At 54.3% G+C, this 12,766-nt stretch carries 9 protein-coding genes and 1 pseudogene; 5 read left to right on the top strand and 5 right to left on the bottom strand.

Annotation, left to right across the window (positions count from 1 at the left end):
- The first annotated feature begins 63 nt into the window (after positions 1–63).
- From JJL52_RS11285 to JJL52_RS11265, 5 genes are all read left to right on the top strand, one after another.
- On the top strand, positions 64–1,707 hold the full coding sequence (locus tag JJL52_RS11285) for a hypothetical protein (RefSeq protein ID WP_202052523.1): 1,644 nt from the start codon (positions 64–66) through the stop codon (positions 1,705–1,707).
- A gap of 62 nt (positions 1,708–1,769) precedes the next feature.
- Complete coding sequence (locus tag JJL52_RS11280; RefSeq protein WP_202052522.1) at positions 1,770–1,988, top strand: hypothetical protein; 219 nt, start codon at positions 1,770–1,772, stop codon at positions 1,986–1,988.
- 446 nt (positions 1,989–2,434) lie between these two features.
- A complete protein-coding gene (locus tag JJL52_RS11275) occupies positions 2,435–2,920 on the top strand; it encodes a hypothetical protein (protein ID WP_202052521.1) in 486 nt (161 codons plus the stop codon).
- Between the two features lie 1,167 nt (positions 2,921–4,087).
- A complete protein-coding gene (locus JJL52_RS11270) occupies positions 4,088–4,531 on the top strand; it encodes a hypothetical protein (RefSeq protein ID WP_202052520.1) in 444 nt (147 codons plus the stop codon).
- 124 nt (positions 4,532–4,655) lie between these two features.
- Positions 4,656–5,819: a zinc-dependent alcohol dehydrogenase gene (locus JJL52_RS11265; RefSeq protein WP_202052519.1), complete on the top strand. Its 1,164-nt coding sequence runs from the start codon at positions 4,656–4,658 to the stop codon at positions 5,817–5,819.
- Positions 5,820–5,828: 9 nt separating this feature from the next.
- Here the strand turns inward: JJL52_RS11265 and JJL52_RS11260 are convergent.
- The 5 genes and pseudogenes from JJL52_RS11260 to JJL52_RS11240 all read right to left on the bottom strand — a co-directional run.
- A pseudogene (locus tag JJL52_RS11260) lies at positions 5,829–6,089 on the bottom strand (IS5/IS1182 family transposase); the annotation flags it as partial.
- A 7-nt stretch (positions 6,090–6,096) separates the two neighbouring features.
- Positions 6,097–6,996, bottom strand: coding sequence for a DUF7281 domain-containing protein (locus JJL52_RS11255; protein ID WP_202052518.1), 900 nt, complete (start codon positions 6,994–6,996; stop codon positions 6,097–6,099).
- A gap of 1 nt (position 6,997) precedes the next feature.
- Positions 6,998–8,230 (bottom strand): hypothetical protein, encoded by a 1,233-nt coding sequence (locus JJL52_RS11250; RefSeq protein WP_202052517.1) that lies wholly within the window; start codon positions 8,228–8,230, stop codon positions 6,998–7,000.
- A complete protein-coding gene (locus tag JJL52_RS11245; protein ID WP_202052516.1) occupies positions 8,227–8,859 on the bottom strand; it encodes a condensin complex protein MksE in 633 nt (210 codons plus the stop codon). Before JJL52_RS11245 ends, JJL52_RS11250 begins: the two co-directional genes overlap by 4 nt.
- Positions 8,852–12,523: an ATP-binding protein gene (locus tag JJL52_RS11240; RefSeq protein WP_202052515.1), complete on the bottom strand. Its 3,672-nt coding sequence runs from the start codon at positions 12,521–12,523 to the stop codon at positions 8,852–8,854. The genes JJL52_RS11245 and JJL52_RS11240 overlap by 8 nt, the downstream gene beginning before the upstream one ends.
- Positions 12,524–12,766: the final 243 nt, after the last annotated feature.

The raw sequence follows: 12,766 nt of genomic DNA, 5'->3' as shown, positions 1-12,766 counted from the left end.
TTTGCAATAAACCTAGAATCGCCCGGTACAGCCCTTCCTTCTTCCGATCCAACGGTAAGCCGGATGATCGAATTTACCTGGCGAATCCTGCTGGTCGGACGCGCTTTGCAGCAGCTCGCCAGAATCCCGGTTTTCGATGCCGGGCGCGTTCTAGGAATCGAACCCGACGCCCAAAACCCGTCCGCCGGATTGGCCACCGTCGCCATCCCCCGAATCGATCTGATCGCGCAGAAATGCACCGTGATCGCTTACAATGCCGCGCTCGACTTTGTGACCTGGGCCGCTGCGCATTACCGTCCCCTCTCTGACCTGACCAAACTTTACGAGCTGATCGAGGAAAAAGCGCTGAAACCGTTACGTTCGATAGTGCCGGTCGGCATCTCAACGGTGCCTATCCTCAACCAGGCCTACCTGCAGCATATCCCTTTCCGGCATTTGGGCGCCGGCGTTTACCAGTTGGGTTACGGCGCGCGCTCCCGCATCACGGACAGAAGTTCCGTCGCCGAAGACTCGGCCATCGGCTCGAAGCTGGTTCAGAAGAAACACTGGACGGCACAAATTCTCCGTTCGGCCGGTTTGCCGGCTCCTCTGCATACTACGGTTTCGAACGCATCCGCCGCGCTTCAGGCCGCCGAAAAACTAGGCTGGCCGATAGTCGTCAAGCCGGTGGACCGGGACCGCAGCGAAGGAGTAACGGTCGGCATCAACGACGCACAAAAGCTGTCAGAGGCTTTCAAGTTCGCCGCTGGCCTTACGACAACCGTTCTGATCGAGCGCGAAGTACCGGGCATCTGTTACCGATTGCTGGTAGCCAACGGCGAATTATTGTACGCCCTGAGCAGAAAGCCGAAATCGGTCACCGGGGACGGCACGCACACGATTGCCGAACTGGTGCAGCTGGCTTTCGACGAAGCCCGAAAGAAGCCGTCCTGGTCGAGAAGCAAACCCATCCGGCTGGACGACTTGGCGTTCGAATCCATTGCTGAGCAAGGTCTTACCGCCGAGTCTATCCCTGAAGCCGGAGTGAAGGTCGCCTTACGGCGCATCGAATCTTCCGAATGGGGCGGAAACATCGAAGACGCCACCGGCGACGTCCATCCCGACAACGCGGAACTTGCCGTCCGCGCGGCCCGCCTTTTCGGTCTCACCAATGCGGGCATCGATATTATCTCCGTAGATATTGCCCGTCCCTGGCATGAGAACGGTGCCGTCATCAACGAGGTCAATTACGCCCCTTACTTCGGAGGAAACCCTACGGCCAAAGCCAAGCTGCCCGTCTATTTCCAGGGTTTAATCCAAGGGGAAGGCCGCATTCCGATCGAAGTGTTCTTAGGCGGCGAGGAAGCCATGAAGGCAGGGAAGTTCCGGCATGCCGAATTGCTAGCCAACGGCGTTGGGTGCTTTTTGACGAGCCACGGCGAAACTCTGACGAACCGGGGAAACGCCATGCCATTTCCCGAGCCCGGGCTTTTCGATAGAACCTTCGCCCTATTGATGAATCGCGAGGTCGAGGCGCTGATTCTTGTCGTTCAAACGGACGAACTGCTGCAAACCGGCTTGCCTGTCGACCGGCTGGACAAAATTCATCTTACCCCGGGAGTACTTTTTAGCGCAAGGGATGGGCAACCGCTCAGTTCGCCACGCACTCGGCAACAACTTCTGGAGCTGCTGCGCCTCTATGAAAACGGCGCGCAAAACACCGAATAAATTATTACCGAAGTCTGCCGGGTTCTGCTCGCCGTGGCGTTGGGTCCCGACATTTAACACGGATGTTCGCATCCGTGAAGCCGCCGCACCTGACCATCGGGGCGGTCAAACCCATCGTCTTGAATGTGGTCCCGGCGCTGCTCCTGATGCCGGTCATTTGGATTTACCTCAGGCTGATCAATCCGCTGTACCTGTGGCGGGGGAGAGTCGATAACCTCGACCTGAGCGCAAAAGAGCGTCTGCAGCACTTCTTGCGGTGGCTGAGGCCGAATGCGACCTAACGGTTTATGCCGTTGATTGAAGGGCGTGCCTGTCGTGCTTTAGCGGGACAAACGCCCTTCCCCTTCCCCAAACGTCTCTCTGCCCTCGGATCCAGGCCTCCCGGACATCAAAAGCAGGCAATGCTTTTTCAAACAATCATTCCACTAAAGTTCCGCGGCCAATATGCGGCAACGCACCGACCTGATCCCGCTTCTCCTATTAACCTTATATCAATCTGTTCCCGCAAATTTCGCCTGGCAAGTTTCGACTGGTAGTCCGTCCGTTCCGTATTCCGGAAAACGAGGCTGTTAAGCGCGAATATTGACGGCGTATCCGATGTCCGGTTTTTGTCGATCGCCTGCCCCTGCAGGAAAACAAATGCAAACCGGGCAACCAGGTACGTATTTGCATACCGTTTTTAAATCGTATTGATCTTCACCCATCAGCTCCAAGAGAGGACCCCGTCATGCAAACTAACCAGACACGGCCGGATATGGCATCCGCACATTTCAGAAAAGGCGGCGATGGCGTTATGCCTGTCGTATCCCGGTTCTGGTTATCGATGATTTTCGGCGCCGTCCTGATATTTCCGGGCAATCCATCGCATGCCCAAGAAGGGCCTGGGACAGGCAGCCATCCCATGCCGCCCGGAGCGCGTCAAGACACTGAAGGTCTCCTCGCCCCTCCGACGAACCTGCGAATCGTACGAAACAATGAAGAAAAGAAAAAAAGCGATGCGCCAGGCCGCTGGAGCGGAACCAGCCCTCATATGGACAAAAACGTAACGCAACGCAACGAACCGCCGCGCCCTGGCACCACGCTCGGTACGGAAAAAATGAATCCCGATCCGGTCCCCAATACCGAAAACATCCGTAAGGACACGGTCAGCCCCGGCAGCGACAACATGATACGAGACGCGATACCGGGTAGCAACGGCCTCAATCGGCAATAACTCGGCAGGGGTTCGGCATGAAATCGTGGCTGATCTGATGGAAGAGCGTCTGGAAGATTCAAGGTCGATATAATAAATTGATCACGGCTGGTGGCCGCGGCAAGACCGCCTTCCGGCAGTCATGGTCAGGGAATCCTTACCGGCATGAGGGGCTCCGGCTTAAAGCGAATACATTCATCCGGTCACGCGCGTGAAAAGCGAATGAGTTCGCTCCTACGCAAGATGAAAATACTTTAGAGAGGGATCTGATGAGCACTATAAAACTAAGAATCGTCCAAAAGCGCATGCCCCGCTTCTGACGATTCCTTTCACGATGAACCTCGACTATTCCATCCATGAATTTTTCAATCGCGCCATGCCGACACTCATTGCACGTCCATCGCCAAACCCGTCGTCTTTGCTTCTATTTTTCGCTTTGTCGACGGCCGATCTTGTATTCCGAGAGAAGTATCGGTTTAGCCCGCTTTGCCCATCGAACCAGAGTTGGAGGGAATGAGCACAAGTCGATAGCTCACTGGGTTTAAGCCGTGTCGCGATAACCCTGGCGATGGAATCAGCGCCAGGCAAATCCGTCAGATAAATAAACCAAGGTATTTCAATGTGTTGTAAAGCTTTTCGTAAGCCTTCTCCAAGGAGGCCTCTGGCACGCGCATTTCGCCCCTTAAACCGTAGGGTTCTCCTTCCACGCCGATTTTGGTAATCCGGCAAAATCGTTGCCATGCTTGAGCGCAAACAGACCCGCTGCAACCAAACACTGATCGTTCCATATCAACGCCCCCCATAGGCTCTACCTCCGGGTTATGAAGCAGTCAAGATTCCAGTAGAGGCCACTTGACCATGGATGGGACAAGGGTTTCCGATACCGCATTACCGAAAACCTCGTTTCGTCACTTCGAGGGCAATATGCGGGAACGTACCGACTCCTGCAAGACGGATAGTTAATCTTTACAAATAAGGCCCCGTGGTATTTCCCGGAGCCTGTTCAGAAATCCCGCCCGACGGTCGGGCCCTTAGGATCTGGCCGATATTAACTTCCCGGTATAGGTGGTAGACCTGCCAGGTTTTTAAAACCTGGCAGGCCTGGGCCGGGACTAATTCCGGCAATGATATATTCGGGCGACAACAAAACTTCAATCACTCGCAATATTTTCCCTAGAGAACGCCATTATGAAAGCTATAGAGCAACCGTCGAATACTGCAAACCTACAGCCCGTGAATACCATCCGGTCCAAGACGATCAAATTCACCGCAAAACCGTTCTGCTTAACGTTGATTACCGGCGCCAGCCTGATTTATACCGGCCCGCCTGCGCATGCGGAAGAGCGAAGAATAGAAACCCCTTCCATGGAAACAGGAAAGATCCAGGAACAAGCCGGCAGTCGGAAAGACTCTCACGACACTGAAAGCCGAAGAGGAACCAGTCCCCACATGAATAAAGGCACCAGTTCCACCGACGAGCCCGTGCGCAGGGATACCACTTTCGACACGGAAAAAATGAACAAAGGCTCCGCGCCCGATACGGAAAACATCAATAAAGATACCGTCAGTCCGGGCGGCGACAACATGATGCGAGACGCCATACCCGGCGGCAGCGGCCTCAACCGGAAATAAGAGGGCATGCCCCAAACAGAAAAATACCCGCCCGGCCTTGGACAGGGGGGGCAGGTAAACACGCAAGAAAATGCCGCGCCCTTAGGGCGAGCAATCCCCTATTTTCCCGTCGGAGGTAGTCATTATGAAAGCAGCCCAAATACACGGCCCGAAAAATATTTCGTACGATACCGTCCCCGATCCGGCGATTCACGACGACAGGGATATGATTCTAAAAGTTACCGCCACGGCCATCTGCGGCTCCGACCTGCATATGTATTCCGGCGGAATCCCGCAAGTGCGCCCGATGGTAATGGGCCACGAATTCATGGGAATCGTGGAAGAAACCGGCCCGGCCGTGACCCGGTTCAAACAGGGCGACCGCGTCGTCGTGCCTTTTCCGATCGCCTGCGGAACCTGCTTCTTCTGCCATCACCAATTGCCCGGCCATTGCGTGAATTCCAATCCCGAACACTACGGCCCGGAAGGCGGCTTACTGAGCGAAAAAGGCGGCGCACTGTTCGGCTATACCGATTTGTACGGCGGCTACAACGGAGGACAGGCGGAATACGTGCGCGTACCCTATGCCGACTTCGGCCCGCGCCGGGTTCCTGAAAATCTGACCGACGAACAGGTCCTGTTCCTGACCGATATTTTCCCGACCGGCTACACCGGCATCGATTGGGGCGAGGTCAAAGGCGGCGAAAGCGTGGCGATTTTCGGCGCGGGGCCGGTCGGGATCATGGCCGCGAAATGCGCGGGGCTGCGCGGCGCCGGTAAAGTGATCGTCGTGGATATTCTGCCTTATCGATTGGAGAAAGCCAAAGCCGCATCCGGGTGTGAAACTGTCCTTTGGGAAGACGATGCCAAGGATGTCGTCGAACAGATCCGAACCCTGACCGAAGGGCGCGGTGCGGATGTATGCGTCGATGCAGTCGGGTTCGAGCCCGGACGCTCGGTGCTCGAAAAAGCCAAAGCCGCGATCAACCTCGAAGTGGGCTCGACGAAAGTGCTGGAAGCCTGCATGAGCGCGGTTCGACGCGGCGGCATCGTATCGGTGCTGGGTGTTTATCCGACCTATTACGACAACTTCCCGGTCGGGCAATTCTTCGATAAAGCCATCGTGCTGAAAGGCGGCCAGGCGCCGGTCCATAAATATATCGACGAACTGCTGCAGTACGTCGAACAGGGCAAGGTCAGGCTCGACGACATCATCACCCATCGCCTGCCGCTGTCGGAAGTCGCGCACGGCTACAAGATCTTTCAGGAAAAGCAAGAGGATTGCGTTAAGGTGGTGATGACGCCTTAGACAGTGCCGTCATAAAATAACAGCCCAAAGCGCAATGCAGCGGATTTGCACTCCCTCCAAGAGTGAAGCGGTATTTTTGGCATAAGGGGTTACGATACCATGCCAGCGTTTGAGGTGTAAGAACGCATTTTCTACCCAATGCCGAAGTTTATACCGGTCTCGATCAGAGTCGTGGTATGGCTTGCGATTTCGACGCGGCGAAATGACGACCGTTATCTGATTTGCTTCGGCTTGGGCCACAATGGCGTCGATATCATAGCCTTTGTTCGCGCCATAATTACTTAGCTCTAATTGGGATCAATTCCAAAGTCACACTATGACTATACGTGTGTTCTTGCCGAAATGAGCTACGAGTATCGCACAATACTGAAATCAGATTCCTAAACGTTGCGGATAATAAGGTTGAATCCAGCAAACCAAGCAAATAAGCAATAGCTTGAGATTGAGTGTCATAACCAATTTGACTCGCGTATTTACTGTTCAATAAATGTTGCCACATATTCCGGCTGGGACCGAGCCAGTATTCCGCGAAAGGTATTGTCAGCGCAATTTCCAGCCCTTTGGGGTCCATGTCGCTGAAGACGATGATGGTTTTATTCGGGCCGAAACGCTCAATAAAATCGTGACATGCCTTCGCTTGAGCTCCGGTTTTATAATCGCCACGATAAAGCCATAACGCTTGGCGATCGATACACGGTATTTGCCAACTGTGGCATAGCGGCATAATAGATAGATTTTCGACAATCACGATGGTCCGATGTTCGACCGACCGAATGCTGGAGCTTAGGCACAGAAGAGCGGCCGATGTGAGGCTTTCCGGGTGCAAGTGGATTTCTCTACCGTTGAGGCGTATTACACCGTCAGCACTGTTCAAAAACACTTGATCGCCGCTTACAGGCCTGTTGGCCAGTTTTTCATTGGAATGATATTGGGCCATTTCCAAACGACTTTCCGGCAGTTGCTCAGTTACAAACGGATCCAGGCCGATTTCATCCATGAGGCGTCGGCGCAGTTGGCGTTTGTCTTCGGCGCTAAAAATCAAACGGTTGTTGCGGATAAAGCCGCAGCCAAAACGTGTTTGTACTTGCTGACCGGTAACGGTAAAGGGGCGGATGGTAGCTTGATCCGGTTTGTCCCTAACCAGATGGCTGATCCACCGGTAAAACTTTCGATCCACGTCAGGCCACCCGTTGCAATTGGATTTCTTCAATGATCTGGTTGCCGTCAAAGCCAGCCAGATTTTCGCCTTGCATCTCTAAATTAATCATCTGACGGATGTGCCTCGGCAAACAGCAGTATTGAGCGAATATCATGTCTAGCCAAAGCCCGGCCTCGACTTTTAAGCCTTGGTCCCTCCAATAATGTAATGCGGAGACTTTACGGCCTTGTTGATCCAGGGCCAGCGCGAACAGGTTTTCGATGTAATTTTCGTACAGGTCTTGAGCGTAGGGGACCCGTTCCGGCGTCCCGGTGTCCAGAGGCGATGAGACGCTGCCGCGTGCTAAAGGCGCAATGGGTTTGGCTTGGCGGCGCAGTTCGTGGACAATGGAGGCCAGATCGGCCTGCAATATCGGATTGGCCGTGTTGATGCCGGGCTGTAACGTAAGGCCGGGACCGCGCTGCAAGAGTCTTGGGATATTGTTTTCCACGCTCCAATCCAGCGGTTCCCATTCCGGATGCTGCCTCAAAAACTGCGCCATCGCCCGGCAACGGTTGGCGGTTTGTTCTTGCAGCCTTAACTTGAACAGCAATTCCTTCATGCGGCCGACGATGCCGGTCAATCGTTCGACGATGCTTTTATATTGGTCAATGAAGCGGATGATTTTGCGGCTCAGTTCCGGCGGCATCGCGCTCCAACTGCTGAGCCAGTCGTAACAGTCGTCGATCCTGACATGGTTCAGTTCCTGCACCAGTTGTTGCGCATAGGCCAGCGCCCGCTGGTTTTGCCGGATCTTGCCGCTCAGCGAACTGACGAAGCCGAATTGGCTGGTGATTGCCGCGAACATCACGCTCAGGCTGTTTTCCAGGGCTTCGATCGCTTCGTACAGCGTATCGTCGATCTGCTCCAGATGATATTGGGCCTCGTCCTGGTTGTTCCGTTCCAACGCACCGCGGTAGTCGTCGATGTCCTCCTCGACGCTGAGGATCATCTTGGCCATGTTGATGTTTTGCTGATAACGCTGGTTGCGCAGCAGCAGGCGGTCTATCAGGCGCTTTAAATCGCCGGTCAAACGGTATTCATCGCTGGTATCGGCCGTGCGCAACAGGCCGGATTTTTTCAAGCTGTCGATCGCGCCTCGGTTGTCGTCGTCGGCGAACACGGAGCCGTTAATATAGGTCTGCGCCAACAATTGGTCGGCGCTGGCCAGTTTGCGGATTAGTCCGGCAATCTGCTCGTGGTCGAAACTCATAAGAACAGTTCCTGCTGGTCGCCGTCTGCACCGCCGGCCGCATATTGGTCCAGTTCCAGATTTTCGGCGTCGTTCAAGAAAGCGATGACCTGATGCAGATAATTGATCTTGCCGGTAGCGATATACACCGAAGCCTGGGGATTGGGCCGTACCAGGAAGCCTGCTTGTTCCAGTTTTTGCAGCACCCAGGATAATTGGTCGTTCAAACCGGTCTTGCTGGTCTTGAACAGCGTCAATTGGGTTAGCCGGCTCAGTTGCTCCGACAAAGACGGCTCGTGTTCGATAGCCTGCAACAATTGATGCAAACGGATTTCGTCGCGGGCCCTGATCGGCATGTCCTGGCCCAACGCGGTCATGACCATGTCCATCCATTCTACGATGGGGCGCAGTTGCGAGCGTATCTCGGAGAATGCTTCCCTGACCGCCGTTCGATTGCTGTCGTCGACCACCGTGTAGGCCGCGTAGTAGAGTTCGCCATCCATGTTCAACAGTTCGCGGTCCAGCGGCTTCAAGAACGCATTGATCTTGTCGGCATTGTCGGCTTGCGACAAATACTCGAAGGCGTCCGGAAACGCAGTCGGGCAAATGAAATGCCCGCTCAGTAAGCTTTCCGCGACTTGCTTAAACATAGACGGCCTCCTTTTGTGCATTCAGCAATTGCTCCAGCTTGCTTTGCGGCAGTTCGACTTCGTGCAGCTTTTGCTGGTTGATCAGATAGCGGCGCTTGAACAAGCCCAGCACATGGCGGTCGGCGGTCGGCGTAGCCGACAGGATTTGAATGTTCTGTTTGGCCAGAAGGTTCATCATCGCTTCGATGTTTTCCGGGGCCAGATCGCCCAGCTCGTCGATCGGCCAACAGACCACGGTCGGGTTTTGCTTGCGCAGCATGGAGGTAACGCCGGTGAAGAAGGTAATCAAGGCCAGATAGGACAGTCCGGTGGAGCTGACATCCTTCAACTCCCTGGAATTGCGGGCATGCTTGATCTGTCCGTTTTCGAAAATGCTGAATTCGATATCGAACAACGACAGATGCCTGATCTTGACGCCGGCGGTCGGCAGCAGCGCGGTCAGTTCGCCCATGGCTTGCACCAGCGCCTCGGGAATCTCGATCGAACCGCTCAATTCGGCGTTGTCGCGGTATTGGCCGTAATGGTCGCTGAACTTCTTCAAGGCCTGCCAGTATTCCAAGTCGCTCATCTTGGAGCGTACGTTGACGGTAATCTCGCCCAGCGCCGCAAAATAGCGTTCCTCGCTGACGTACTTGGACAGCTCGCTGCCCGTGAGTTTGATCGCGCGATCGAAGTTATGCAGGTGCTGGTAAAAATTATTGACTCCGGAAGCGTGCAATTCGATCTGCTGGGCCGTGGCCTGTTTGACGTGGCCGACCATTTGCAAAACATCGATCAGGGGCTGCTCGATTTCCAATGCTTCGGCCTGAAAAAGCTGGCTACGGGTCGCAGCCGCGTTCAGTGCCTGCGACCAGGCTTCGGCCAACTGGCTACGCTGGTGTTTGTTGAACAACTGCATCAAGGTGTGCTTGCCGCCCTGAATTTCTCGCTCCTGGCGCTTACGTTCCTTGATGCCGTCTTGCGTCAGGTGCGGCAGCGTGCCGGCCGCGTATTCCGGTAAATCCTCAGCGCGAATCGGCGGGGAGTTGCGCAATTGCTCCATGCATTGTTCCAGTTGCGCTAACAGGCCGTGGTTTTTCTTCAGCAGTTCATCCTGGGCAGCAATTTCTTGATTCAACTGCCGCCGCTGCCGTTGGAAAATTTCCTTTAATTGACTGATTTCATCGTTTAATTGTTGAATCTGGCGTTGGCAGTTGTCGCGTTGCCGGCAAAGTTCCGGGTGTTGTTGCCAGCGTTTTTGCAGCCAGTCTTGATATTCTTCGGCCTTGCGCTGAAAACTCCTGGCTTCGTTTTCCAGGCGCTTGGCTTCCTTGGCTCTGGCCGTCAGCGTTAGAACGGCCCGTTCGTCGGCGCCGCTGTCTTTAAGCTGGCTTTTCAATTGCTGCTGGATGCGGCTTTGTTCCTGCTTGAAGTGCTCGCTATCGGATTGAATTTGCTCGTCTATCGTCGCCAGCAGATTCCCCAGGTCCGATTCGAGGATGCCTTTTCGGGCCAAGTGTTCGTTTTGCAGCTCCTGCAAGGCTTGATGGTGCTCGTTTTCGATGTCGGCCAAGGTTTGGTCGCAGGCTTTGATGTCGGAAGCCAACCGGTTGATTTCCTGTTCCAACTGCTGCTTGGCTTTGGCTGTTTCGGCTTTGATCTGATCGGCCAGCGCGCTGGCTTCGTTGCGCAGGTTTTTCTCCAGCTTTTCGGCGTGTTGCACGCCTTGTTGAGCTTTTTCGAATGCCGACTTGGCCTGTTCGCGCAATTTGTTGGCGGCCTGCAAGGCCGCTTCCAGTTCGTCGCATTCTTTGCCCAATTTGGTGACCTGCGCGAACAGTTTGGCTTCTTCCTGTTCCAGGCTGGCCTTGTCGGCGGTCAGATAGCTGCGGTCGGCGAGCGCATCCAGGTTGATGCTGAGGCCGTAAAAATCCCGGCCGGCTTGGCCGCTCCATTGCGGAGCAAGGCCGCTATGATCCAGCAGTTCCGGCGCGATGACCCGGCCTATGGTTTGCTGCCAGCCTTCGGCTTCCTGTTCCAGATAAAATTGCAGCGAGCCGGGTTCGGGCCGCAGGCGCTTCTGGCAATCGCTATGACGGTCCTTTGTGCGCTTCAATTCGGCTTTCTTGTCTTTGAGCTCTTGTTCGGTTTGCCGGTAATGGCTCTGCCGGCTTTGGTAGCCGCTTTGCGCCTCGGCTTGGGCTTGATAAGTCTGTTTGGACGTTTGAACCGCGGCCTCCAATGCTTTGCCGTTTTTCTGTTGTTGCTCGCTCAATGCGGCCGAAATAGGCGGATTTTTTTGCTCGTTTTGCTTGATTTGAGAAACGGTCGAAAATTGCGCGCGCTGCTCTTTGACAGGTTGCAGGCGGCTTTCCTTAACCTGCTGCAGCTGATCTTTGCGGCGCTGGAATTCGGCGTCGGCGTCTCTAAGATTTTGGCTTTGCTGCAGTTTGGCGTCGGCAGCTTGCTGTTGGTAGAAATGGGATTGTTTTTCGTGTCGGCGCTGCAGCTCGCTTAACTGCTTTTCGTAAAAACGATGGATTTCCTGCGTCTTGAGTTCCAGCGCATCCAGTTCGGCCTGAACGTCCTGCCGCTGTTTTGCGTATTGCTCTGCTTTGGCAGCTTTGATGGCAAAACTTTCGGCGCCTTGTTCTTCGAAGTCCAGTTTTTTTGCTTCCAGCTGTTCGATTTGGTAGTTCAAGTCTTTTAGACGGCCATTGGCTTCGATAAGGGCATCTTCTTTCGGCTCCAACTGTGCTTTATGAGCTTGTTGCAGTTGCTCGCGTTGCTCGGTCAGCTGTTTTAGGCTGCTTTTCAGGGTTTCGCTTTCCTGCTGAGCAATTTTGTGTTTGGCTCGGGCCAGGAAGTGCAAATGCGACAGGGACGTCAGGGTTTGCTTCAGCTCGGCTATGGTTTGCAAGAGCCGGTCGAAGTCGGCGCGTTTAGCCTCTATTTCCCTGGCGGCATTCAAATCGGCCAGCCAGGCGTCGATGTGCTGTTTGTTCAGTTGAAAGGGCTGTTGCTCGTCTTCGTTTTGCAGAAAACTCTGGCTCAACTTGCCCCGCGATATGTCGATCAGCATTTGCTTGATCGCGTCGAAATCGCCGATTTTCTCGATCACGGAGCCGATGACTTTTTCGATGTGATTGATAGGCGTTGCAGCCATCGCGAAACGGTTTTGCATCAGACGCAGGTCTTTCTTGCCGCCGGTCAAGTGATGGCATTGGATCACGCTGCAGTAGTCGTCAACCGCCAGGAAGCGGGAAACTTCCTCCGTCGGCCGGTACAGGCGCTCTATGCTGAGCGCGTCGCGCGGAAAGCCGGTTTCGGCGATGTAATAGTCCTGCCGGTAAGGGGCGTCGACGAATTTGTATTTGGCGGCGCGGCCGTCGCTTTGCACCATCACGTGGCAAACCTGACCGTGCGGGCGTTGATATTCGTAGACCAGATAACTGCTGGCGCGCGGCAGGTAATAATCCAGGAAGCCTTTTTTGCTGCCGCTACCGCCGACGATGTTGCTGGGCCGCTCGCCCCAGAACAATTGCATCAAACGCAAAAAAGTGGTTTTGCCGGCACCATTGGTGCCGCTGAGATTAGTGTGGCCGTCTAGTTTCAGCAAAACGGTTTTGCCGGCCCAAAAGCTGTCTATCAGGATAATTTGTTTCAGTTGGTAACAATTTGTCATTCACTTCCTTCAGATATACGAATTAAGTTTTTCGGCCGAGTCTAGGATTCCAGATCTGCTTCATCCGGACGAAATACAACGACGGCGCCTATTGATTTCGTTACAGCCTATCGGCAACGGCTCGAAAATCGTAATGTGTATACTATATAATCAATTTGAAAAGGAAAGAATACAAGCTCTGGCGAGAAATCCTCTAGCGCTCTATGGGGTTTCCGGTGTGCGACCTCAAACATGGCGCTAGGA

This window comes from Candidatus Methylomicrobium oryzae (genome assembly GCF_016745425.1).
Lineage (GTDB): Bacteria > Pseudomonadota > Gammaproteobacteria > Methylococcales > Methylomonadaceae > Methylomicrobium > Methylomicrobium oryzae.
Note: the sequence above shows the minus strand (reverse complement) of the source record. Positions and strands in the feature narration are given on the sequence as shown.

Excerpts from the sequence above, each read along its gene's own strand:
- JJL52_RS11285 (WP_202052523.1), top strand. The coding sequence starts at position 64 with ATGATCGAATTTACCTGGCGAATCCTGCTGGTCGGACGCGCTTTGCAG.
- JJL52_RS11280 (WP_202052522.1), top strand. The coding sequence starts at position 1,770 with ATGTTCGCATCCGTGAAGCCGCCGCACCTGACCATCGGGGCGGTCAAA.
- JJL52_RS11275 (WP_202052521.1), top strand. The coding sequence starts at position 2,435 with ATGCAAACTAACCAGACACGGCCGGATATGGCATCCGCACATTTCAGA.
- JJL52_RS11270 (WP_202052520.1), top strand. The coding sequence starts at position 4,088 with ATGAAAGCTATAGAGCAACCGTCGAATACTGCAAACCTACAGCCCGTG.
- JJL52_RS11265 (WP_202052519.1), top strand. The coding sequence starts at position 4,656 with ATGAAAGCAGCCCAAATACACGGCCCGAAAAATATTTCGTACGATACC.
- JJL52_RS11250 (WP_202052517.1), bottom strand. The coding sequence starts at position 8,230 with ATGAGTTTCGACCACGAGCAGATTGCCGGACTAATCCGCAAACTGGCC.
- JJL52_RS11245 (WP_202052516.1), bottom strand. The coding sequence starts at position 8,859 with ATGTTTAAGCAAGTCGCGGAAAGCTTACTGAGCGGGCATTTCATTTGC.
- JJL52_RS11240 (WP_202052515.1), bottom strand. The coding sequence starts at position 12,523 with ATGACAAATTGTTACCAACTGAAACAAATTATCCTGATAGACAGCTTT.